This window comes from Chryseobacterium indologenes, from assembly GCF_002025665.1.
Classification (GTDB): Bacteria; Bacteroidota; Bacteroidia; order Flavobacteriales; family Weeksellaceae; genus Chryseobacterium; species Chryseobacterium metallicongregator.
The window spans coordinates 4211104-4234685 of the sequence record NZ_CP018786.1 but is presented as its reverse complement, the minus strand read 5'-3'; the positions used below and the strand labels follow the sequence as shown (position 1 = coordinate 4234685).

Annotated in this window: 18 protein-coding genes; 6 read left to right on the top strand and 12 right to left on the bottom strand. The window is 37.7% G+C overall.

Annotated elements, in window-relative coordinates; translation table 11 throughout:
• Positions 1 to 136: 136 nt before the first annotated feature.
• Entirely contained in the window at positions 137 to 1771 is a 1635-nt protein-coding gene (gene lnt / locus BUE84_RS19120) for an apolipoprotein N-acyltransferase (RefSeq protein ID WP_079243074.1), read from the bottom strand.
• 56 nt (positions 1772 to 1827) lie between these two features.
• On the opposite strand from lnt, the gene BUE84_RS19115 reads away from it, so the two are divergent.
• Positions 1828 to 2241 (top strand): VanZ family protein, encoded by a 414-nt coding sequence (locus BUE84_RS19115; RefSeq protein WP_079243073.1) that lies wholly within the window; start codon positions 1828 to 1830, stop codon positions 2239 to 2241.
• Here BUE84_RS19115 and proC read toward each other — a convergent pair.
• The 4 genes from proC to BUE84_RS19095 all read right to left on the bottom strand — a co-directional run bounded on the left by proC (position 2231) and on the right by BUE84_RS19095 (position 6043).
• Positions 2231 to 3034, bottom strand: coding sequence for a pyrroline-5-carboxylate reductase (proC, locus tag BUE84_RS19110; protein WP_079243072.1), 804 nt, complete (start codon positions 3032 to 3034; stop codon positions 2231 to 2233). The genes BUE84_RS19115 and proC overlap by 11 nt on opposite strands.
• A gap of 290 nt (positions 3035 to 3324) precedes the next feature.
• Positions 3325 to 4338, bottom strand: coding sequence for a UDP-N-acetylmuramate dehydrogenase (gene murB, locus BUE84_RS19105; protein ID WP_079243071.1), 1014 nt, complete (start codon positions 4336 to 4338; stop codon positions 3325 to 3327).
• A gap of 3 nt (positions 4339 to 4341) precedes the next feature.
• A complete protein-coding gene (locus BUE84_RS19100) occupies positions 4342 to 4827 on the bottom strand; it encodes a hypothetical protein (protein WP_079243070.1) in 486 nt (161 codons plus the stop codon).
• A gap of 10 nt (positions 4828 to 4837) precedes the next feature.
• A complete protein-coding gene (locus BUE84_RS19095) occupies positions 4838 to 6043 on the bottom strand; it encodes a pyridoxal phosphate-dependent aminotransferase (RefSeq protein ID WP_034694997.1) in 1206 nt (401 codons plus the stop codon).
• A 225-nt stretch (positions 6044 to 6268) separates the two neighbouring features.
• On the opposite strand from BUE84_RS19095, the gene BUE84_RS19090 reads away from it, so the two are divergent.
• Complete coding sequence (locus BUE84_RS19090) at positions 6269 to 8761, top strand: GEVED domain-containing protein (RefSeq protein ID WP_079243069.1); 2493 nt, start codon at positions 6269 to 6271, stop codon at positions 8759 to 8761.
• A gap of 100 nt (positions 8762 to 8861) precedes the next feature.
• A complete protein-coding gene (locus tag BUE84_RS19085) occupies positions 8862 to 9317 on the top strand; it encodes a DUF1801 domain-containing protein (protein WP_079243068.1) in 456 nt (151 codons plus the stop codon).
• 297 nt (positions 9318 to 9614) lie between these two features.
• Here the strand turns inward: BUE84_RS19085 and BUE84_RS19080 are convergent, their stop codons facing one another.
• The 5 genes from BUE84_RS19080 to BUE84_RS19060 all read right to left on the bottom strand — a co-directional run bounded on the left by BUE84_RS19080 (position 9615) and on the right by BUE84_RS19060 (position 18552).
• Positions 9615 to 10880, bottom strand: a complete 1266-nt coding sequence (locus tag BUE84_RS19080) for a TolC family protein (RefSeq protein WP_079243067.1) — start codon at positions 10878 to 10880, stop codon at positions 9615 to 9617.
• Positions 10870 to 13965, bottom strand: a complete 3096-nt coding sequence (locus BUE84_RS19075) for an efflux RND transporter permease subunit (RefSeq protein ID WP_079243066.1) — start codon at positions 13963 to 13965, stop codon at positions 10870 to 10872. Before BUE84_RS19075 ends, BUE84_RS19080 begins: the two co-directional genes overlap by 11 nt.
• A gap of 26 nt (positions 13966 to 13991) precedes the next feature.
• Entirely contained in the window at positions 13992 to 15095 is a 1104-nt protein-coding gene (locus BUE84_RS19070) for an efflux RND transporter periplasmic adaptor subunit (protein WP_079243065.1), read from the bottom strand.
• Between the two features lie 61 nt (positions 15096 to 15156).
• Entirely contained in the window at positions 15157 to 17829 is a 2673-nt protein-coding gene (gene mgtA / locus BUE84_RS19065) for a magnesium-translocating P-type ATPase (RefSeq protein ID WP_079243064.1), read from the bottom strand.
• Between the two features lie 24 nt (positions 17830 to 17853).
• The gene (locus tag BUE84_RS19060) at positions 17854 to 18552 is read right to left on the bottom strand and encodes an MgtC/SapB family protein (protein ID WP_079243063.1); all 699 of its coding nucleotides are present in this window, start codon (positions 18550 to 18552) and stop codon (positions 17854 to 17856) included.
• Between the two features lie 405 nt (positions 18553 to 18957).
• On the opposite strand from BUE84_RS19060, the gene BUE84_RS19055 reads away from it, so the two are divergent.
• The gene (locus BUE84_RS19055) at positions 18958 to 19803 is read left to right on the top strand and encodes an EamA family transporter (protein WP_079243062.1); all 846 of its coding nucleotides are present in this window, start codon (positions 18958 to 18960) and stop codon (positions 19801 to 19803) included.
• Between the two features lie 247 nt (positions 19804 to 20050).
• Here BUE84_RS19055 and BUE84_RS19050 read toward each other — a convergent pair whose 3' ends face one another.
• Together BUE84_RS19050 and BUE84_RS19045 are read right to left on the bottom strand one after the other, a co-directional pair.
• Positions 20051 to 21412, bottom strand: coding sequence for an ATP-binding protein (locus BUE84_RS19050; RefSeq protein ID WP_079243061.1), 1362 nt, complete (start codon positions 21410 to 21412; stop codon positions 20051 to 20053).
• Positions 21413 to 21443: 31 nt separating this feature from the next.
• Positions 21444 to 22145, bottom strand: coding sequence for a response regulator transcription factor (locus BUE84_RS19045; protein ID WP_079243060.1), 702 nt, complete (start codon positions 22143 to 22145; stop codon positions 21444 to 21446).
• Between the two features lie 101 nt (positions 22146 to 22246).
• On the opposite strand from BUE84_RS19045, the gene BUE84_RS19040 reads away from it, so the two are divergent.
• Both BUE84_RS19040 and BUE84_RS19035 read left to right on the top strand, forming a co-directional pair.
• A complete protein-coding gene (locus tag BUE84_RS19040) occupies positions 22247 to 22921 on the top strand; it encodes a YiiX/YebB-like N1pC/P60 family cysteine hydrolase (protein WP_079243059.1) in 675 nt (224 codons plus the stop codon).
• A 160-nt stretch (positions 22922 to 23081) separates the two neighbouring features.
• Positions 23082 to 23393: an NIL domain-containing protein gene (locus BUE84_RS19035; protein ID WP_079243058.1), complete on the top strand. Its 312-nt coding sequence runs from the start codon at positions 23082 to 23084 to the stop codon at positions 23391 to 23393.
• The last annotated feature ends 189 nt before the right edge of the window (positions 23394 to 23582 follow it).

The window sequence follows — 23582 nt, the reverse complement described above, 5'->3', positions numbered from 1 at the left end:
TCAATGAGAAAAGCCAGACGTCCAGCTGGCTTTTCTCTTTTTTATCGAACAAGGATCTTCGAGTATTCTATTTTCTCGCTGATCGTGCAGATCTTGTGTTATTTGTGGAAAGATTTGCGCAATTCGTGTTTAAAGACTACGCTTTCTTTGTTTTCTTTTTGAACCATTCAATCAGGTAATAAAATAATAAAAACCCTAGTGCAAATATGGAAAACCTTGAAAGAAGGTCACCTGCTCTTGTATAAAAGGTCATGCTATCATATAGATTTACTTTCGCAAATAAAGCGGTTTGGTCACCATAGAAAGTATCAGCGGTGATCTCTCCTTTAGCATTGATATGCGCTGAAATCCCACTGTTGGCAGCACGTGCAATTTCTCTTCTGGTTTCAATAGCTCTTAGTTTAGCGTAAGATAAAAGTTGTTTGTGTCCTTCCGTAACGCCCCACCAGGAGTCGTTGGTCATAATACCTAAGAAGTTAGCTCCTTTTTTTACATAGTCTGTTACAAATTCACCATAAATACTTTCATAGCAAATGATAGGGGCTAGCTTTCCTTTGTTGTAAAGGTTTGAAAAGGCAACTCTTTCTTTATCTGTTCCTAAAGAAGCTACTGTTCCTCCCAGATTCAGCATAGCGTCTCCAAGCAATGGTTTTAAAACATTCATATAAGGAAATATTTCAACACCTGGTACTAATTTTCCTTTGTGGTAAGCCTGAACTTTTTGATTAGGAACCAATTGAATGGCTGTATTATAACTGCTTACCCAAACACCACTGTTGATCTGGTAAGCTTCCTTAGGCAAAGCGGCAGGATTATAAAAAAATCGATGTGAAGAAATTCCTGTTGCAAAAACAGATCCGGGATGATTTGATAAAAATCCTTTGATATTATTAAGAAGTAAACTCTTTTCAAAAGCTGTTTCGGAAATAGATCCTCTTCCCGGCAGAGCTGTTTCAGGAGCAATATAATAATCAATTTTACCGGTTGAGTTTTTTTCAGCAAGTGCTAATAAATCCTGTTCTATGGTCAGGCTGTCTTTCGAATATTTTTCAGCATAAGGGTCAAGATCCGGCTGCAGCATCAGAACATTAACCTGTCCGATTGGTTTTTCATCAAAATTATTGTATTTGATTACTGAAATAATCATTGGCAAGGCAATTAATGCTCCAATAATAGCCGAGTTTTTAATCAAATCCTTTCTCTTTCTTCCGGCTTCCCATGTTCTTACTGTGTAAAAGATCAGAACATTAATCAGGAGAATCCAGAAGCTTCCTCCGGTAGCTCCTAAAGTGTCATACCATTGGATTAGTTTTGGGTAGTCTGAGAATACATTCCCCAGGTTCAGCCAAGGCCAGGTAAGTTCCCATCCCAAATGAAATTTTTCAAAACTCATCCAGATAGCAATTAAAAATCCTAATCCCCAATAGGTTCCCTGAGCATTTTTGTACCAGTGATAACATTGGAATACCAAAGAATATAAAAGAGAATTGACAAGTACCGGAAATAAAACAGCCATGAGAGAGTGGCTTCCGTCAGGGTTCTTGGAACCATACAGCCATCCTGTAGTCACAACATTCCAAATGATAAAACATAGGTAAGACAATCCGAAGACCATCCAGCTTTTCCTTTTATAATCTGAAAATTTTGAAATTCCATGCTCCATCATCAGAAGAGGAACAAGAGCGAAAAATATAAAAAACGGAACCCCATAAGTTGGCCATGAAACCGACAGCAGCATTGCTGAAATAAGTGTAAGTAGAACGTATTTCATTAAATTATTTTAATACACAAATTTAATGTTTTTGAAATGAATATATTAGCAGTTCGATGTTAAAGAAAATTTATAAAATCATTATTGTTCCGTATACTCTGTTTTTGCTCTATCTGATGTTTTTAGGAATGGGCAGATTTCAATATGAGGAAAATCTCATTACGGTAGAACCTTTTTTTTCTACTATAAAATTTATTCAGGGGCCTAATAAGAAGATAGATATTGTGATGATTGTTTTGGGTAATATCATGATGTTTATTCCTTTTGGCTTTTTGGGTTGGATTATTCCCGAACTGAGAAAACTGAAGCCATTATTATTTGGTTTTATCTCATGCATCGTTATTGTAGAAGCACTTCAATATTTTACGAGGATGGGAATATTTGAGGTAGACGATATCATCCTGAATACTTTTGGGGTATATCTGGGATGGAAGATTTGCGGATTGATTGAAAAAAGATTTAACTATTAAGTTCTTTTGCACGCTTTTCGGCGTTCAGAATTCCTTGTTTTAGAATTTCTTTAAAACTGTTTTCTTCAAACGTTTTTAAAGCAGCTTCAGTAGTTCCACCTTTGGATGCAACATCTTTGATCAGTTCTTCAAGATTCTTTTCTGAATTATTGATCAGATGATAAGCACCCAGCATAGTCTGTTTTACAAAAAGTTTGGAAAGATTTTCTTCAATTCCCATTTCAATACCTGCTTTAATCATAGCATCGATGATATAATAGAAATAAGCAGGTCCACTTCCTGAAAGGGCAGTGACCCCATCCAGGAGTTCCTCATCCTCCAGATAAACCGATCTTCCTGTACTGTTCAATAGTCTTTCAATATTGATTAACTGGCTGAAAGAAATTCCATTGGCTGCAGTATAGCCTGTTATTCCCATTCCCAGAAGGGTAGGAGAGTTGGGCATTGCTCTTACAACAAGTGGGTGATTCAGTAATTTCTGGATTTTTTCAATATTTATTCCCGCCATGATGGATAAAACCATCTGGTTTTCTTTGAGCGTAAATTGAATATTTTGGGCTACTGCATGAAAATCCTGAGGTTTTACAGCGATAATGATCAGATCGGCATCGATATCTTTTACTTCTTCAAAAGTGGAAATTTTAGATTTGGGAAATTCCTCAGCTATTTTGGCAGTTTTTTCCTTATTTCTGATAATAAGATGAAGATTTTCAGGTTTAATCAGTTCGTATTTCAGGAATGATTTTGAAAAAGAAAGCCCCATATTTCCGGCTCCAAGAATAGCTATTTTCATCGCAAATTGTAATTTTTAAGCTAAAATAATGATTTTCCGGAGACTGGACATGAATTGATTCTGAATTAATTTTTTATTGGAAAACACAAGGCGCAAAGGTTTTGAATAATATGCCGTTTTAAGGCGCGAGAAAATCGGGGATTTTCAGCAAAATTTGGATAAAAGTTGTTTTCCCAAACATCTGCGTCATCTGTGAAATCTGTGAGAAATTATTATTAAAAACCTTCTCTTAATCCGACAAATTTTATACAAAAAGGCTGAATTCATATGAATCAGCCTTTTTGTATCTTTTAAATAATATTCACTTCCCGTTCAAGTTCTATCCCGAACTTTTCTTTCACAGAATTGATGATCTCTGTAGAAAAATCAAAAATTTCTTTTCCTGTAGCATTTCCTGTAGCATTGACGATGACCAGAGACTGTAGTTTGTGTGAAGCTACATTTCCGATCTGCTTTCCTTTCCATCCGCATTGCTCAATCAGCCATCCTGCAGGAACTTTTACCATCTCTCCAATCGGGTAACCCTGAATATTTTCAAACTGTTGTTTTAATGCTTCAAACTGAGTTAAAGGAATAGTAGGGTTCTTGAAAAAACTTCCGGCATTTCCGATTTCTTTAGGATTTGGTAATTTGCTTTGTCGGATATTGATCACTGCTCTGGAAACATCCTGAATGGCTGGGTTTTCAATGCCAAGATTTTCCAGTTCAGATTTGATAGCTCCATATTCCGTCTTGATAAGGTGATTTTTTTGAGTCAGTTTAAAAGTGACTTCCAGAATAACATATCTGCCTTTTCCTTCCTGTTTGAAAATAGAATCCCTGTATCCGAATCTGCATTGTTCAAGATTGAAAGTTTTCAGTTTAAGATTTTCTAAATCCAATACCTCACAGCTTACAAAAATATCTTTGATCTCTGTTCCGTAAGCCCCGATATTCTGCATGGGAGAAGTTCCTACGTTTCCAGGAATTAAAGAGAGATTTTCAAGTCCACCATAATTTTTTTGCAGGCAGTACACCACGAATTCATGCCAGTTTTCCCCTGCTTTTGCAGTTACCCATACTTCATTTTCATTGATATGCTCTTCAGAAATTCCTCTTAAATTAAGTTGAATGGCAAGACCGTCAAAATCTTTGGTAAGAAGAATGTTACTTCCGCCTCCTAAAAAAAGAAGCTGAAGAGATTGAGACTTCGAGAAAGTGAGAGCTTCTTTCAATTCATCAATAGAATTGACTTCAGTAAAATATCGGGCCTTGGCTTCAACACCAAATGTGTTATAAGGTTTTAATGAAAAGTTTTCTTGCATGTTTTATTGGTATTCTTTGGGAAGAATCTTGTATAGTTGTTCTTTAACTTGCTGTAACTGTTTGTAATGTAAAGTGTCTGCATAGGCATTCACATAGATATGAGATTTTTTTGGAGTCCGGATCTGGAAGGTTTCATCTATTCCGTCCACAGGCTGTTGACTGTGAGAACTTTTGATATGATCAAGATCTACAATATGGATGGATGATACAAGCTTTTTCCAGGTTTCAGAATTGATGGCAGATGACCATGCTGTATGGGTTTGATTGGCTGTCATTCCTTTTTCTGCAAAAACAGAATCTTTTGTAGCTTTAATAATCCTGTAGTTTCCGAGGTTTCCTTCAACATCAGATACACTGATGAAAGTAATCTCGTATGGATTTTTATGGGGAACAGATTGTTCCGTTTTTTTAGAATCACATGAAAAAAATGCCGACAGCAAAAGAATCGAAAACAGGATTTTCAGATGGAATTTTTTTGTTGTCGGCATAGGATATATTTTACAGACTGAATTCTTCTCTGTACTTCTTTAAAGCTTCTTTAAGAATCTCAGCACTTCTTTTTAAATCTTCTTCTTTCAGTACGTAAGCAATTCTTACCTGCTTTTTACCTAATTCAGGATTGCTGTAGAATCCTCCTGCAGGAGCCACCATGATGGTTTCGTTATTAAGAGAATATTTTTCAAGCAACCACTGAGCAAATTTTTCAGTATCATCTACCGGAAGTTCTGCCACACAGTAGAAAGCTCCTCTTGGTTTAGGGCAGATTACCCCAGGAATAGCGTTTAAAAGATCTACCAATACATTTCTTCTGTGGGTATATTCTTCTCTTACGGCTCTGATGTAAGGGCCGTCATTCTGGTGTGCTGCTGTTGCTGCAATCTGTCCTAAAAGAACCGGGCTTAATCTTGCCTGTGCAAAAAGCATGGCTGCATTACGAATCTTGTTGGAACGTGTTACCATACATCCGATTCTTACTCCACACATAGAGTAACGCTTGGATTCTGAGTCAATGATGATACAGTTTTCAGCTAATTCAGGGAAGTCAAGCATTGAGATCTGCTGCTTTCCATCATATACGTACTCTCTGTAAACTTCATCCGAGATGATAACGATATCATATTTCAAAGCAATTTCTGCCAGTTTCTGAAGTTCCTCACGGGTATAAAGATATCCGGTAGGGTTTCCAGGGTTACAGATAATGATTGCTCTTGTTTTTTCTGTAATTTTTTTCTCGAATTCTTCAACAGGTGGCAAAGCAAAACCAGTGTCAATTGTAGAAGGTACTGCAACTACATTCACATCAAATGTGCTGGTGAACCCATTGTAGTTGGCATAATAAGGTTCAGGAATAATCACTTCATCCCCTTCGTCACATAAAGTAGAGATGGCAAAGTTCAGGGCTTCAGAACCTCCGTTGGTAACAATAAAGTTATCAGGTGTAAGATCTGAGAAACCTAATGAATGATAGTATTCTGTAAGAGCTTTTCTGTATTCAATATTCCCTTCAGAAAGCGCATATTCCAATACTTTTAAATCGATGTTTTTTAAAGCATTTAACGCTGTTTCCGGAGTTTCAATATCAGGCTGTCCGATATTAAGGTGATATACTTTTATTCCTTTCTGTTTTGCTTGTAACGCAAAGGGAACCAGTTTTCTTACCGGCGATGGCGGCATATGCAGTGCTCTGTTTGAAATATTCGGCATTGTTCAAAAAATTTGTATGACAAAAATAGGATTTAATTTCTCAATAATAAAATTAAGAGCCAATTAAGAAATGGGAGAATGTTCTTTAATTTTTTTTACTTCTGCTAATTTTTGTGTATGTGAAATATTAATATTTGACCTTTTTTGAAATTATTTTATTTTTTAATCAAAAAAAACTTTTTTGTATTGTTATTTTTACTAAATTTCGCCACAAATGTGATTAAAATGGCAATAAATTTATTTTCTAGAGTGGTGCCTGCTGTCGCTCTGTTTTCAGCCAGTGTACTTATGGCTCAAAATTATCAGACCATGCCGATTGCTTCAGGCTTAACCGCTGATGTAATTGCAAACGGTATTGGTTCTTCAACAATTTCTACAAATAATGATGTAGATGGAGTTTCATACGCTTTTGTAGCGAAAGATTTTCAGCTGACTTCTACAAGTGCAGCGATTACGTATGGTATTCCTGTAGATGGACTCATTAATTCTGTAGTGGGAACAACTCCCGGATTAAGCTTTCAACTGGCAAGTTTAAATGCAAATAATTCTCTAAGATTGGCTGCAACCAGTGATAACGGAACTTTGGCATTTACAACACCAAAGGCAGCGACCAAACTCTATATGCTTGCTGTAAGTGGAAGTGGTACTTCTACGGTAAGTGTAGTGGTTAATTTTACCGACGGCAGTTCGCAGACGTTTTCAAGTATAAGTCTTGCAGACTGGTATAATGGATCTAATTTTGCGATACAGGGAATAGGAAGAATTAAAAAGCCGGGGGCTACTCCAGCCAGTGGTGATGATGTGCCTTCTCCTGAAGGTGGAACCAATCCGAGATTATATCAAGCTGAACTGGCAATAGATGCCACAAACCAGGCAAAGCCAATACAAAGTGTAACAGTAACTAAAGTTAGTGGTTCAGGTATACCGAATATTTTTGCTTTTTCAGCAGATGCTTATTCGGATTGTGTACCTCCTGTATTGCAGGCCGTTTCCGGAATCACAGCAAACTCAGCTTTAGTTTCATGGACAGGCAGTGCTGCCAGTTATGATGTATACCACAGTCCTTCAAACACAATACCATCGGGTTCAGTAACGCCTACTTATCCGGGGGTAACAGGTACAAGTACAACTATTGGAAGTCTTAATTCAAATACCACCTATTATTATTGGGTGAGATCCAATTGTAATACTGCCACCAGCCAAAGTGTATGGTCTTTTGCAGGAACATTTAAAACGGCTTGTTCTACTTTCACTGTTCCGTATACAGAAAACTTTGATACAACAAGTACAGGTTCCACTTCAAATACGAATGCTCCAAGCTGTTGGGCATATCTTGAGAGTGCCTCATTTGCAGGGTATGGATATGTAGCGGCATCCAATAGCTATTCAGCACCCAATTCTTATTATATGAATAATTCAAGTGGGACTACAGGCAGCCAAATGTTAGTGGCTCCTCCTACTATAAACCTTTCAGATGGTACGAAGCGTGTAAGATTTTATGCAAAAGCGGGAGGAAGTAATTATACATTATTAGTGGGAACACTTTCGAATCCTACAGATCCTGCTTCTTTTACACAGATTGGAGCTCCTATTACCTTAACTACTACTCATACACAATATACCGTTAATATTCCTGCAGGTTCTGATTTGCAATTGGCATTTAAACATGGATTGGGAGGTTCTTCACGTTCTATTTATATTGATAATATTACTGTTCAGAATATTCCTTCTTGTCTTGAGCCAACTGCTGTTACCTCATCAAACGTGACAATGAATACAGCAACAATCGGTTGGACGGCACCAGCTTCTGCTCCTGCCAACGGATATGAAGTATATTACAGTACAACGAATACTGCACCTGATGCATCTACTGTTTTGAACGCTTCCAACTCTGTAACTTCTGCTACGACTTCTGCACCGCTGAGCACTCTATCTACTGATACGAATTACTATGCATGGGTAAGATCTGTATGTAGTGCTAGTGACAAAAGTATCTGGAGTGATGTTACAGCATTCAGAACAGGTTACTGTCTGCCTTCATCTACTTCACAGAACTCATGGCTCTCTGACTTCAGTTCTACCGGAGGATTGGTAAATATGACGTATTCATCCGGTTCAAGTGTTGCAGGTGGATATCAAAATTTAATAACAAGCAATAACAAGATCATCAATGCTCCGGGATCTGACACTTCAGTGTCTTTCACTGCGGGAGGCCCTACATGTGGAATTGCAGTTTGGGTAGACTGGAATAATAATTTAACTTTTGAAGCTTCAGAAAGAATGTTTGTTACTAATACTTATATAACAAATGCTTCCGGAACTATTACTGTACCTGCGGGAACACCTCTTGGAAGTTATAGAATGAGAGTAGTAACTGATTATAACAGTACAGCACCATCAAACCCTTGTTCAGCTATCTCAAGAGGAGAATTCATTGATTTTACCTTTGAAGTAGCTACTTCATTATCAACTTCAGAAACCAATCTGAAGAAAAAAGAAGTGAATGTATATCCTAATCCTTTCAAAGATGTTCTTCATATTGCAGATATCAAAGATGTTAAATCTGTAACTGTTACAGATGTAGCGGGAAGAGTAGTGAAAACTATTGATAACCCAACTACAGAACTTCAGTTAGCTGAATTGAACGCTGGTTTATACTTAGTGACAATGAACTTTAAAGATGGCTCAAAATCAACAGTAAAAGCCATTAAGAAATAAAATTTTTTGAGTTAATAATTTCTGTAGGCAGTTGCATTCGTGTAGCTGCCTTTTTTGTGATAATTTTATAAAATAGTCGTATTTTAGAAAAAATTACAATATGCAGATTCAGTCAGTTTCTATAGAAGATTATATCTTAAAAATTCCTGAAGAAAGACAGGAAGCCTTTAAAAAGCTTTATGATACGGTGAATGACAACCTTCCAAAAGGTTTTGAAGAGGCCACCAATTACGGGATGATTGGTTGGGTCGTTCCTTTGGCAACATTTCCTGCCGGATATCACTGTGCGCCCGGGACCCCGCTGCCATTCATCAATCTTGCTTCCCAGAAGAATTTTATAGCATTGTATCATATGGGACTGTATTCCACACCAGAACTTCTCGATTGGTTCGTAACAGAGTATCCAAAACATTCTAAGAAGAAACTGGACATGGGTAAATCTTGTGTCCGCTTCAAAAAAGTAGAAGATATTCCTTTTGAGCTGATCGCTGAACTCAGTAAAAAAATGACTGCTGATGATTGGATCAAAATTTATGAATCTCAGTATAAGAGATAAAAAAAGCTCTGAAGTCTAACTGATTTCAGAGCTTTTTTTATGTTGGACGCTGGAAGTTTGAAGCTGGAAGTAATATTTGTGTTTTTAGAATTATTGATATTTATATACAATTTTACATTAATCCTGTTAACCCTATGTCATTCTGAATGTAACGTAGTGAAATGACTTTACATAGGATTCTTCCTTCGTCAGAATGACAATGGTGTAAAATTGTATATAGTCACCAAATTAATAAAATGATTTTCATATATCCATCGGATTGCAGAAACTTCCATCCTCCAGTTTCCCACTTCCTTTCTAAAAATGAATATCCCAGATTCCTGCTTTTCGTTCAAGTTCAATCAAAGCAGCGGCATTATCTGCAAGAGCCTGATAATAATCTTTTCGGACATTATTGTAAGTTCTTTGGGCATTCAGCACTTCCAGAATAGAGCTTTCTCCTCTTTTATAGCTGTAGGTGATTCCTTCCAAGATGCTTTGTGCTTCTGAAAGCATTCCGTTTTGGAACTGCCTGAGCTGTTTCTGAGTTGCTGTATATTGCTGATAGGCCTGCATCACTTCAGCTCTTATGCTTTGTTCGATTTGTTTGTATTCAACTTCTGCCTGAGAATGTGCCATTTCTGCAATCTTCAATCCTGCATTTCTTCTGTTGGAAAATTTCAAAGGAATACTGATACCCATTTTTACAGCATTTACGGTAGGGGAAGGTGCAATTTCGTTGGTTGCTTCTGTATGACGTTCCGCTCCTGCACTGATGCCTAAGTCGATAGCGCGGTTGGCTTTTTCAAGATTGATCTGGCTTTTAGCTACTTCTGTATTTTGTCTTGCTGCCAATAAATCGGCTCTTTCATTCAAAGCCTGTAAGGTTAGATCGTCAATACTGAAATCTCTGTTGAAGGCATTAAAATCTCCGGCCACCTCTCTGTCTGTTATCTTGCTGTCGCCAAGAAAGACTGACAAACTGGTGATAGTCTGTTGTTTTGCACTCTCAGCCTGATAGACTTCATTGAGTAAAGAAGCCGCTTCCAGTTTACTTTGTTTGGAAGTCACTAATGATATGGTTCCCAGTCGATACCGGATACTGTCGGACTTTGCCAGTTGCTGCATATTTTTATAAGAATCCTGCTGTACCTCAAGCAAAGCCTTGGATTTTAAAGCATCAATATATCCTAAGCCGGCATCAGCACGCAGGTTTCTGAAGAAATCCTGCAATTGTATTTTGCTCAGTTCAGATTGGTTTCTGGCCAGATTTACCCGGGCTTTTCTTTTACCACCCAATTCAAGCGTCCAGCCAATTGATGCTCCATACACATATCCCATATCTTTATTCACTCCGTTATTGGTGGTTTCCATTTCCAGTTGAGGGTCAGGAAACATATTAGCCGTCTGAATAGCAGCTTCAGCCATACTTACATTATACTTCTGAGAAGCATAACCCAGATTTTTGTTTCCGACAAGGCTCAGGTATTCTTCGAATGGCAAAAGCTGTTTTTCCTGTGCCTTTATTCCTGTAATACTAAACAATACTACAGATAATATGATAATATGAACTTTAATTTTCATCTGATTTCAAATTTTGTTTTTCGTGGCGGCGTTCAGCCATAAAATAAATAGCCGGCAATACGAAAAGTGTTAAAATAGTAGAGAACATCAATCCATAGACAATTACCGTTGCCAGTGGACGCTGTACATCCGAACCGATGCCTGTAGCCAGTGAAGCTGGGAATAATCCAATTACAGCCACCGTTGCAGTCATCAATACAGGTCTGAAACGGTCTTTTGCTCCTTTAATGGCAGCCTGTTTCAGTTCATATCCTTTCTTACGCAGATCGTTGATATGAGAAATCATAATAACACCATTCTGAATGGCAACCCCGAACAATGCGATAAATCCTACTGCCGAAGATACATTCAAGGACATTCCCCGTATGTTGAGTGCCAGCATTCCGCCAAATAATGCCAGCGGAACAATAGACATCAGTACCAAAGCCTGTCTGAAATCTCCAAATGCACCATATAATAACAGGAACATGATGGCTAATGCCAAAGGAACAATAAATGCCAATCTTGAATAGGCTCTGTTTTGATTTTCAAACTGCCCACCCCATTTGATCTGGTATTTTTCATGGTCATATTGGATGTCTTTTTCAATTTTATCCTGTGCACTTTTCAAAAAGGAAGAAAGATCCGTTCCTCTAAGATTCAGCTTCACCGTAAGATGTCGTTTATTCATTTCTCTGGTAATAGTGCTTTCACCGGTACTCAGTTTCACTTCTGCTACCTGAGATAAAGGAATTTTAGCTCCGGAAGCTGAGGTAAGCATCAGGTTTCCGATTTTATCCGGAGTATCACGGCTGTCTTCTGTATAACGGCATGAAATATCATAGACCTTATTGCCGATAAAGATCTGGGAAATGGCTTTTCCACCTAGTGCAACCTCAATGAGATCGGCGACATCGGCGACATTCAAACCGTACTGAGCAATCTTATCTCTGTTGGCAATAATCTGCAATTGAGGCAATGGCGGTTCCTGATCTATGGCAAGGTCTGCCGAACCCGGGATTTTATTTAAAGTAGACAATACATTATCTGCAATTCGTCTGGTTTCTTTAAAATCTTCACCATATACTTTTACTACCAGTTCGCTATGAGCTCCGGAGATTTTATCCATCACTCCGTCAATCATAGGTTGTGAGAAACCTACGGTGAATCCTGGCATATCTTTATAATCAGCTGCCAGTTCTTTGATGAGGTCTGCTTTTGTTTTTCCGGCTGGCCATTCGCTGTAAGGTTTTATTCCGACAGAAACTTCAAAGTGGGAAGCTGTCCACGGGTCGGTACCGTCATCGTTACGTCCTGCCTGAACCATCATATAAGTGATTTCGGGATGCTTCAAGGTTCTGGCACGTAATGTATCACTCATTTCTTTTGATTTGGCTAAAGAAATCCCGGGTGGCAGTTGTACCTGCAGCCATATAGAACCTTCATCCAGCTCGGGAAGGAAGTCTTTTCCCACATGATAGGAGAGAATTCCGGCAGAAACTAAGATAATCATAATAGGAATGATCACTCTTTTTGGGGTCTGCATTATTTTTTCAATGCTTTTTCCGTAGGCTATGCTTAGTTTTTCCAGCCATTTATTGTGATAGATTTTCTGTGGTTTACGATAGATTACATAGGCCAATCCTGGGATCAGAAGCAGTGCTACAGCAAGTGCTCCCAATAGTGCATATCCTACAGTAAACGCCATTGGGGTAAATAATTTTTTTTCTACTCTTTCAAAAGCAAACAAGGGCAGATAGGCAGTAATGATAATGATGGTTGAAAAGAAAATAGGCTTGGCCACTTCAATCACTCTTTGAGTAATGGTTTTTTCTTCCAGTGTCTCCTCAGAATCTTCTTCTCTTTTCTTCAGAATGGTTTCCAGCATGACGATGGCTCCGTCTACAATGATTCCAAAATCAATAGCTCCCAGTGAAAGAAGGTTAGCCGGAATATTGGTAAAATGCATTAATATAAAAGCAAATAACAAAGAAAGCGGAATGGTAATCGCTACCAGTAATGCTCCACGCCAGCTTCCAAGAAATACAATCAGTACAATAATAACCAATACAATTCCTTCGGTAAGGGTATGGGAAACTGTCGTAAGCGTTGTTTTAACAAGGTCTGTTCTATCCAGGAAAGGATGGATCTTTACACCGGGAGGCAGTGTTTCGTTATTCAGTTCTTCGATCGCTTCATGCACTCCTTCCAGTACTTGTGAAGGGTTTTGACCTCTCAGTAAAAGAACAATTCCTTCCACGCTTTCAGAATAATTACGTTTTCGGTCTGTGTAGCCAAGAATTCCTTTTCTTTCCAGGTTTCCGTATTTCAGTGTTCCTACATCATTCAGAAAAACAGGGACGCCATTTTGTGTTTTTACCACAATTTTTCCAAGATCATCCAAGTCTTTTACCATACCTATTCCACGGATTACATACGCAAGATTTCCACGGGGAAGCATACTTCCTCCGGCACTTACATTGTTTTTGGAAATGGTTTCTGTTACTTCTGACAGGGAAAGGCTATATTGTTCAAGTTTATGTGGATCCAGTTCGATCTGAAACTGGGTAGTGATTCCCCCGAAATTGGTGACATCAGCAATTCCTGAAACCTGTTTGATCCTGGGAATGATGACAAATTTTTGCAAATCCGTCAATTCCCGAAGGCTGTGGTTGTTACTTTCGATAATATAGCGGTACACTTCGCCAATAGGAGAGGTGAGAGGATCTAATCCGGGCTGTGCACCATAAGGAAGATCCACATCTGTCAGTCTTTCCTGAATACGCTGGCGTGCCCAGTAATCATCTATACCATCATCAAAAACCATAGTAATAATGGAAAGTCCGAAGGTACTTTTGCTTCGCATTACATGCATTCCCGGAAGACCGTTCAGTGATCTTTCTAAGGGAATGGTGATTTGCTGCTCTACTTCTTCAGCGGCCAGACCCGGAACCTGTGTTACCACCTGGGAAGTTACGTCGGCAATATCAGGATAAGCTTCTATGGATAATCTGGTCCAGGAATAATATCCAAAGAACCCCAGTAAAAGGAAGAGAGCAAGCATGAGCCATCTCTTCTGTATAGAGATTGTAAGTAATTTTTTCATAGTTTCTGATTTCGCATCATTTTACATTATTTCGCATCAAGCATATAAATTCCTCCTTCCGTCATGATGGTTTCTCCGGGTTTTAATCCTGAAATGATTCTTACTGTTTTCTGGTCGGTTTCCCCTGTTGTCACTGAGCGTTTTGCATATTGATGCTTTCCTGTTTTTACCCATACATATTGGGAATTGTCCTGTTGCATTAAAGCGGTTACGGGAATCATCACAGCTTTTTCAGGCGTTGTGGAAAAATTAACGGTAGCGTACATTCCCGGTTTTAGTTTTCTGTCCGGATTATCACATTCAATAAGAACTTTTATACTTCGGGTATCTTCATCTACAATTTCATTGACGTGATATACTTTTCCTGTAATATTTCTGTCGGGATAGGCACTTACTTTTACAGAAACCTGATCTCCGGTATTCACAAAACGGATGTCTTTTTCCTTTACGTCACCGGAAATCCAGACTTTTGATAATTCTGCGATAATCATTACAGGATCTGCGTCTCCTTTCAGATACTGGCCGTTTACAATTTTATTAGAAATGATTTCTCCTTTGATGGGCGCTCTTACAATAAGAGGGCTTCCTATTCCTCCGCCTTTGCTGTTGTAGACCTTCAAAGCAGAAGAGGCATTGGAAAGAGATGTTTTTTTATTTTTAAAATCCGTGTCTGCTTCATCCAGTTCTTTCTGAATACCTACACCGTGTTTGACAAGATCCTGCTGGCGTCTGTAATTTTTTTCTGCAAGCTGTACATCATTCAATGCATCTGTATAATCCTTTTGAACCGAAAAATAGTCGGAAGAAAGAATTTCAAAGAGCGGGCTTCCGGCAGAAACATTTTGTCCAAGCTGAATAAAAGATTTTATAATTCTTCCGGAAAAAGGGCTGGCTATTTCCGCGTAATGATTGGGGATTGCCTGGATGGTTCCGGCTGAGACTACACCATCACTGTGTTCCTGTTCAGTAACGACTTGTGTTTTAATTTTTTTGAAAACAGGATGTGTTTCCGGAACAGTGACCTGATCATTTTTTATAAGGAGATCCTGATCCTGCAGAGTTTCACTTTTGGAATTTTTACAAGAGGTTATCAATGCCAAAAAGACCATTGTTAAGACTGTTTTTCTCATATAAGTTATTTATAACCATTATTTTAAATTTTCTTTATAGATCCATGACTAGGATTTTGTACTAAAGCCACTGCCCGAATTTTCTGATAAACCATTGTTTCACAAACTGGGTTAAAACACAGTATCCTGTAAGAATTCCTAATAAATAAGGGAAATAGCTCAGAGGTAAAGGCTGCATTTTCAGATACACGGCCATTGGAGTGAAGGGAATCAGAATTCCGATCAGCATGATTAAACTTGTTAAAGCAACTACCGGTGTGGCAGCCCAACTTTGGATAAATGGTATTTTTTTTGTTCTGATAATGTGAACAATCAAGGTTTGGGATAATAAACCTTCCACAAACCAGCCTGTCTGAAATAAACCTTGTTGCTCCGGTGTATTGGCTTTGAAAATGAAAAACATCACAGCAAAAGTCACATAATCAAAAATGGAACTCAAAGGACCTATATACAGCATGAATTTTTTGATGCTTGCTGCTTCCCATTTTTTCGGTTTTTCCAGAAAGTCTTTATCCATTGTATCCCATGGAATGGAGGATTGCGATACATCATACAGTAAATTCTGTGTCAGAATCTGCAGTGGAAGCATAGGCAGAAACGGAAGCAATGCACTGGCCCCGATCATACTGAACATATTTCCGAAGTTGCTGCTGGCCGTCATTTTTATATACTTGACAATATTCCCGAAAGTTCTTCTTCCATAGATCACTCCGCTTCGAAGGACCATCAGATCTTTTTCCAACAGGATGATATCCGCACTTTCTTTGGCAATGTCTGCTCCTGTATCAACAGAAATTCCGACATCTGCTTCCTTGATGGCTGCTGCATCATTAATTCCGTCACCCATAAAACCAACGGTGTGACCTTTCGATCTTAATATTTTTACAATGCGTTGTTTTTGTAACGGACTTACCTTAGCAAAAACAGAATAGAGATCCATATCCTTTCGAAGTTCATCATCACTAAGATGTTCCATTTCATCACCAAGCATAATGGTATTGATAGGAATTCCTACATCATGGCATATTTTTTTAGCCACAATATCGTTATCTCCTGTTACTACTTTCACTTCTACGCCAAGTTTGTGTAAAGCTTTGATGCTTGGCTCTGCAGAGGGTTTTGCCGGATCAAGAAATCCCATAAATCCTGTAAGGGTAAGCCTATTCTCATCAGCAACAGAATAATTCAATGGGTGATCCCCTTCAAATTCACGGATGGCAATTAGTAATACACGAAGTCCTTCAGCATTCAGCTTTTCGGACATTCTGATAATCTGCTGTTTCATAAGATCATCCAACGGAACATTATTGTCATTCTCGACATGCAGACTGCGATCGTCTCCAGGATCTAAGGCATATTGACATAAAGGAAGCATTTCTTCTACTGCTCCTTTGCAGATCATAAGATGTTTTCCTTTGGAGGTATTCAGAATGACAGACATTCTTCTTCTTTCAAAATCAAAGGGAATTTCATCCACTTTTTGATACAATTCATCTGCTTTCATCAGATTGTGAACTTCAGCATGATCGAGAACAGCCTGATCTAATAAATTTTTAAGACCGGTTTGGTGGAAACTGTTGAGATAACCCCACTTCAGTACTTCATCATCTTCAATACCACGAACGTTGAGGTGGGTTTCCAATACAATTTTGTCCAGCGTAAGGGTTCCTGTTTTATCCGTACACAAAATATCCATAGCTCCGATATTCTGAATGGCATTGAGTCTTTTAACAATCACTTTCTTTTTACTCATATTGACTGCACCTTTAGCGAGATTAGCGGTAACAATCATAGGAAGCATTTCAGGTGTCAATCCTACCGCTACAGCAATGGCGAATAACAGTGCCTGCATCCAGTCTCCTTTTATCAATCCGTTGATCAGGAAAATAACAGGAGTCATGATCAGCATAAATCTGATCAGCAGATAGCTTACTTTATTCACTCCTATATCAAAAGCAGTTTCAGGTCTTTTAGAAATCAGGCTTCTGCTGATGCTTCCTAAGTAGGTGAAAATACCTGTATTGGCTACAACAACCGTTGCTGATCCGCTTACCACATTGGTACCCATAAAGCATATATTCAGAAAGCTGAGAGGATTGCGGTCTTTGGCATCTTTGATAGGAAATGCATTTTTCTCAACCGGAAGTGCTTCTCCCGTCAGGATGGATTCGCTGATGAAAAGATCTTTGCTTTTAAGAATCCTGCAGTCGGCCGGAACCATATCACCTGCAGACAGCATGACAATATCTCCGGGGACAATTTCGGTGATTTCTATTTCTTCACTTTCATTAAATTTTCTTTTGGTGAGACAGCTTGTCTTTACCATCTTCTTTAATGCTTCTGCCGCTTTGTTACTTCGGAATTCCTGAATAAATCTTAAAACTGTACTAAAGAGCAGCATCAGCGAAATAATAATACTGGTACTGAAATCTTTTTCACCGGCAGGTACAAGAATAGCATCAATAAATAAGGAAATGATGGCAATACATGCCAAGATATAATTAAATGGATTAAAAAAAGAATGAGCAAACTGTTTTACCCATGAGGGCGCTTTTTGGGTAGCTATTTCATTTTTACCATACATTTTCAGACGGTCTTTTACGGTGTTTTCGCTGAGTCCTTCTTCTGAGGTTTCCAGTAGGGCATACACCATTTTTTCATTCTCGGCTGCAGCTTCTTTTAATTTTACAAGAGAGGCAGAATTGAGATTTTTGTTTGAAGATTTTCTTAACATCGCTTCAAAGGTTGTTTTTACATGTTACAAATCGTTTTCGGTACCTATAATTTCCCAGCTTACTTTGATGACTTTATCTTCAATCGTAAGTCTGCTGGCTGTTTTTTCCATGAAACTGTCCTGTGGTGTAGAAGCATGAACTTCCGCTGTAATGATGGCGTTTTCAGGCAGACCATTGTCATCGCTGGTAAGAGATTTCAGTAATACTTTATCATTTCCGCTCAGAGACTGCATCAGTTGTACACGGACGTGATTTTCTACTTCACTTTTGCATTTGATGCTGAGAAGGTATTCTGTATAATGGTTTCTGCTGTTGATATTGTTGCCCAGCTTGACACCTAGAGGACGAAGGATCATATGTGTGAGAATAATAAATCCGCTGGTAATAGCTGCTTCTACGGGAAATCCCATAGCACTGAGAGCTCCTACAGATGCGGAACACCAGATGGTAGCAGCGGTATTGAGTCCTCTCACGGTAAGACCATCTTTCATGATAACGCCTCCACCTAAAAAACCAATTCCGCTTACGATATAAGAAGCTATTCTGCCTGTAGCATCGCCTCCAATCCTGATAGAAAGAAGAACGAATGCTGCGGAGCCAAGACATACCAAAGTGTTGGTACGGAGACCGGCACTTTTCTGACGCCATTGTCTTTCAAAGCCAATGCTGGCACCCAGAGCAAATGCGGTAAGGAGACGAAGAGTAAATTCTAATGTATTCATAACTTTTCCTGTTGTTATAAAGCTTTTCAGCTGTACGGGAAAAGTGAGTACAACTAAAGCTTTTAAGATTGATAATTACTGTAAGGATCAGAGTCCATATGCTTTATTTTTTACTGTGCAAAAGTAAAACTGAGAGCTTTTTTTTACCGTTAGAAAAGCTTTAGAATGTTATTAGAAAATCATTAGAGAAAACTCCTTCCTGTTTTTTTGAAGATTCTGTAAGAAATATTTATTTATTATATCCTATTAATATATGTAAACTGTACCCATGGTAAGAGATAAAATTTCAATACATTTGGAGGCTGGTTTTTTGTATAATGAATTTTGCAATTTGTCATATAAAATAACGGCTTGTTTAATCCCGGATACTTCCTTCCAACATCTTTTTAATTATATATTTTAGAAATGAAAAAATCAAACTTAGCAATACCAGCTACGCTTTTAGCGATTATCTGTGTGCAGGGAGGAGCTTCCATTGCAAAGCAGCTTTTCCCTGCTATCGGAGCTATTGGTACAGTTACTTTAAGAATTGTGCTTTCTGCGATTTTGCTTACTTTGATTAACCGTCCGAAATTTTTACAATTTGACAGTCAGAAATGGAAATATTGTGCAATCTATGGAGTTGGATTAGCCGCAATGAATCTTATTTTCTATATGGCGATTCAAAGGATTCCTCTGGGGCTTGCTGTTACTGTGGAATTTGCCGGACCGTTATTTCTTGCCTTAGCTTTGTCCCGTAAACTGTTGGATGTCATATGGGCATTACTGGCTTGTGTGGGAATTCTGCTGATTGTCCCATGGAAAAGTGATCATGTAGATTTATTAGGACTTGGACTTGCCTTTCTGGCAGGAATTTTCTGGGCTCTTTATATCGTTATGGGTGGAAAAGTTTCTAAAATAATGGATGGAAAAGATGCGGTTACCACAGGAATGATCTTTGCAAGTCTGGTGATTATTCCTTTTACGATATGGGATGGTGCTGTTTTCAATATTACCCCGACTATTTTTATGAAAGGGCTTGGTGTAGCTATTCTTTCGAGTGCTTTACCTTTTTCATTGGAAATGATGGCCTTGAAAAAACTTCCTGCAAAGACATTCAGCATTCTGATGAGTCTGGAACCTGCATTTGCAGCACTTTCCGGATTGGTTTTTCTTGCTGAAGAATTATCTTTTTTACAATGGATTTCTATTGCCTGTGTAATTACAGCGAGTATTGGAACAACTATTTTTAGCAGAGTTTCTAATCATTAAGAAGACTTTACAATATGATAAGGATGCATTGGAAAATACAATTAATCTTACTTCTGATATCCCTCTTTTTTGTTGGGTTGGGTATAGAAAGTATTGTAAATAAAAAAAAATATGGTAGTCTTTTACTCAGACACTTTTTTCACATAATCCCTTTTATAATCAGCAGTATGGTTTTTATCATAAACATTTATTACCAACGAAAAAAAGAATAAAAACGTTGATCCTGAGGTTTAATTTCTTTAAGTGTCTATACAATATCAAATATCACCGCAAAAATAGTTTCGTTACGTTCTGATAGCACCGTAATTTTTGCATGGTGGAGCAGAATAATTTTCTGAGTAAGAAATAATCCTATTCCATGACCTTTTTCCTGTCTGGACGTTTCGCTTCTGTAAAAAGGTTCGAAAATATGTTGTAAATCTTCTTTATTAATACTATTTCCGGTATTAGTAAAACGTATTGTAAGAATTTTTGAATTGGTATTTACATCAATCATACAAGTATGTTCCGGTGAATATTTGCAGGCATTGTCAATAAGATTGTTGAGGGCCACCTGAAGAAGATACTCATTTCCTTGAATGATAAGCTGATGCTCTTCTACGGAATCCTCTATGTTCAGAGAAACTTTATATTCCGGATTTTCTTTTGTAATTTTGGTATAAGATTCCAGAAGAACTTCATCAAGGCGTACTTCCGAAAAACTGATTTCATTGGGATCATAGCTGGCTTTTGCAAGATCCATTAAACTATTCGATAATTTTACCATATTTTGGGCATCATCCAGTGCATATTGAATGGTTTCTTGGTATTCTTCTTTGGTTTTATCCTTTTCTGAAGCGAGTTCCAATTCGGTAATGATGGCGGATAAAGGAGTTCTCAGTTCATGTGAAATATTGGAGACGAAATGTTTTTGTGAATCAAAAGAATTTTCAAGCCGTTCCAGCATTCCATTGAAATTTTGAGCAAGTTCATTCAGTTCGTCTTTTTCTTTTGTTGTTTTCAAACGTAATTGGAGTTTTCCGGCAGTAATTTTTTTAATCTGAATAACCATTTCACTGAGTGGACTCAATGCTTTTTTTGAAAGAAATATTCCTGCCAGATAAATCAGAATTAAAATACTGAAGAATGAAATAATACTGATAGTAAGAAGATGAGTTAAATATTCATATCCGTATTGATCATAAGCTGCCGCAGTTACTGCATACGTTTTTCCTTCATAATGGTAGGTCATCCCGATCACCTGCAAATCATTTAAAAAGAAATTGATTTTCTTCTTTTGGAATATCTGAGCAAGCATTTCCGGAGTCTCCTTTACGTAATCTACTTTGGCATCATCATGATAAATCAATTGCTTATTGGAATTATAAATGGCAACCTGAACTTCATTCAATGTTCTGGTATTGTTTTTATAAAGCTTATGCATTTCCTGTTCGGGAAGTGAGCTTCGGAAAAATAAATCAGCTTTGGCAATCGCTTCGTTCTGAAGTTCGCTGTAAAAAGATTTTTCTCTGGCATCTTTGGATGAATAATAGATCGAAATACTGTAAATACTTAAAAGCATTGCAGTGATTAATGTAAAAAGCAGGGTAAGTCTGGTTCTTATTTTCATCCTGATATTTTTAGTTTATCTCATTGATTTACTATACAGTACCTGATTCGTAGTCTTTTTTCAGAATAAATCCCATACCGGCTTTGGTATGGATTAGTTTGGTTTCAAAATCTTTATCTATTTTCTTTCTGAGATAATTGATATAAACATCAATAAAGTTAGTACCCGTATCAAAATGGGTTTCCCACACTTTTTCCGCAATTTCACTTCTGGAGAGAACCCTTTCGGAATTTTCCATCATGAATTTTAAAAGATTAAACTCTTTCGGAGTCAATTTTATCGGTGTATGATCACGGCTCACTGTTTTCTGCTCAAGATTCATTTCAATACCTTTATATTTAAGAACAAAAACTTTTTGCTGAAGCTGTTGTGAAAAACGTTTCAGAAGCACCTTAATCCTTGCTACCAGTTCCCGCATTTCAAAAGGCTTGGTGAGATAGTCATCTGCTCCGGCATCAAATCCTTCCAGCTTGTCATCAGTAGTTCCCAGTGCAGTAAGCATAATGACAGGAAGATTGGGTTTTAAAGTTTTGATCTCATGGCAAAATTCAAGACCATCTTTTTTGGGAAGAATAATATCGGTCACTACCAGATCAAAATTTGTCTGTAAAGCCAGTTTCAGAGCTGTGACTCCGTCATATGCCACAGTGACCTCAAATTCAGCTTCCTGAAATCCCTTTGCAATCAATTTTGAAAGCCTGTCGTCGTCTTCAACTAATAAAATATGGGGCATAAGATTCTTGGAATGTTTGGGTTGGTGTGAGGAATAGATCAATATTCTCACAAATGTAATGAATTCTATTTTGTAATTTTGATACCGAAAAGTATAATAGAATGTCTGAATTTAAAACATTTTTTAGCAAAAGAATCAAAGAAATGATGGTGACTGGACTCTTGTCCTGTTTAATGGTTTTGTTGATTCAGTGTAATCACAGCTTTCCAAGCACTGTACAACTCAAAAATGGAGATCTTCTTTTTGTAACAGCAAAAGAATCGGGTCTTTCCGGGGCGATCAATAATGTTACTCAAAAACAAAAGGCAGCTTCATTTGATCACATAGGAATTCTGGAAAAAGAAGACGACCGGATGTTTGTTCTGCACGCTGCTCCTAAAGGTGGTTCTCAGAGACAGGATTTGAAGGATTTTATAAAAGATCAGAAGGAAGAAGGGCAGGAAGTTGTCATTTACCGTTTAAAGCCGGAATATCAGAAAGCAATTTCCGAAGCTATCAGAAAGGCAAATTCCATGTTGGGAAAACCTTACAATTTCAATTATATTTTGGATGAACAGTCATATTACTGTTCAGATTTTGTGGAAAGAGCTTTCCGTGCAGAAAATATTTTCAAACTGGAACCCATGACATTTATTGATCCGAAAACTGGAAAAACGAATGCATTCTGGGAAGAATTTTACTTGAAAAAAAATCTGAAAGTCCCTGAAGGAGAACCAGGTTGCAACCCTAATGGACTGGCCGATTCTGACAAACTGGAAAGAGTAGGAAATTTTTAAAATATACAAAGAAGCTGAACAGGCTTCTTTTTTTTATGTTAAATTTTAAAAAATATTAGTCTACTAATTTGGTGGACTAATATTTTTTTATATTTTTGTCACAGATTTAAATGCAGAATGCAATATGATCTGACAATGTTTAACCCAAAAATGTTTAGCAATGATTACACCTAATCCCGGCCTGCAGGTTTTACAAAATAAAATAAGCCTGCCTAAAAAAGAATTATTACTGGAAATAGAGTTGAATGGCAAAATGAAATTTGAACATTTAATGAATACCATCTATAATCAGTTTGGAATTTGCCATAGAGTGTTATCTGCTAATGTTGAGTACGTGAACGGATATAGTTTCGGTTCGGTACAGTTATATATTAATGTTAATTCAGATGATTTTCAGCAGCTTGAATTCTATCTGAATAAAAATAAACTTATCAATACGACGGTAGAATATACCTGCAGAACCTATTTTTAAGTGAGATTCATATAGTTTTAATTACCAAAGTGTCCGGTTTCGTACCGGGCACTTTTTATTTTTTATAAAAGCAGATTATAAACACATTAAAAAGATCAATCGTTAACCGGAACAAAATTCCCTTCCTCCGCAGAGGTGGCAAAAATTCAAATAATTTTTGACGGGGTGGTAAAACAAAAAAAGCGCTCA

Excerpts from the sequence above, each read along its gene's own strand:
- lnt (WP_079243074.1), bottom strand. The coding sequence starts at position 1,771 with ATGAAATACGTTCTACTTACACTTATTTCAGCAATGCTGCTGTCGGTT.
- BUE84_RS19115 (WP_079243073.1), top strand. The coding sequence starts at position 1,828 with ATGTTAAAGAAAATTTATAAAATCATTATTGTTCCGTATACTCTGTTT.
- proC (WP_079243072.1), bottom strand. The coding sequence starts at position 3,034 with ATGAAAATAGCTATTCTTGGAGCCGGAAATATGGGGCTTTCTTTTTCA.
- murB (WP_079243071.1), bottom strand. The coding sequence starts at position 4,338 with ATGCAAGAAAACTTTTCATTAAAACCTTATAACACATTTGGTGTTGAA.
- BUE84_RS19100 (WP_079243070.1), bottom strand. The coding sequence starts at position 4,827 with ATGCCGACAACAAAAAAATTCCATCTGAAAATCCTGTTTTCGATTCTT.
- BUE84_RS19095 (WP_034694997.1), bottom strand. The coding sequence starts at position 6,043 with ATGCCGAATATTTCAAACAGAGCACTGCATATGCCGCCATCGCCGGTA.
- BUE84_RS19090 (WP_079243069.1), top strand. The coding sequence starts at position 6,269 with ATGGCAATAAATTTATTTTCTAGAGTGGTGCCTGCTGTCGCTCTGTTT.
- BUE84_RS19085 (WP_079243068.1), top strand. The coding sequence starts at position 8,862 with ATGCAGATTCAGTCAGTTTCTATAGAAGATTATATCTTAAAAATTCCT.
- BUE84_RS19080 (WP_079243067.1), bottom strand. The coding sequence starts at position 10,880 with ATGAAAATTAAAGTTCATATTATCATATTATCTGTAGTATTGTTTAGT.
- BUE84_RS19075 (WP_079243066.1), bottom strand. The coding sequence starts at position 13,965 with ATGAAAAAATTACTTACAATCTCTATACAGAAGAGATGGCTCATGCTT.
- BUE84_RS19070 (WP_079243065.1), bottom strand. The coding sequence starts at position 15,095 with ATGAGAAAAACAGTCTTAACAATGGTCTTTTTGGCATTGATAACCTCT.
- mgtA (WP_079243064.1), bottom strand. The coding sequence starts at position 17,829 with ATGTTAAGAAAATCTTCAAACAAAAATCTCAATTCTGCCTCTCTTGTA.
- BUE84_RS19060 (WP_079243063.1), bottom strand. The coding sequence starts at position 18,552 with ATGAATACATTAGAATTTACTCTTCGTCTCCTTACCGCATTTGCTCTG.
- BUE84_RS19055 (WP_079243062.1), top strand. The coding sequence starts at position 18,958 with ATGAAAAAATCAAACTTAGCAATACCAGCTACGCTTTTAGCGATTATC.
- BUE84_RS19050 (WP_079243061.1), bottom strand. The coding sequence starts at position 21,412 with ATGAAAATAAGAACCAGACTTACCCTGCTTTTTACATTAATCACTGCA.
- BUE84_RS19045 (WP_079243060.1), bottom strand. The coding sequence starts at position 22,145 with ATGCCCCATATTTTATTAGTTGAAGACGACGACAGGCTTTCAAAATTG.
- BUE84_RS19040 (WP_079243059.1), top strand. The coding sequence starts at position 22,247 with ATGTCTGAATTTAAAACATTTTTTAGCAAAAGAATCAAAGAAATGATG.
- BUE84_RS19035 (WP_079243058.1), top strand. The coding sequence starts at position 23,082 with ATGATTACACCTAATCCCGGCCTGCAGGTTTTACAAAATAAAATAAGC.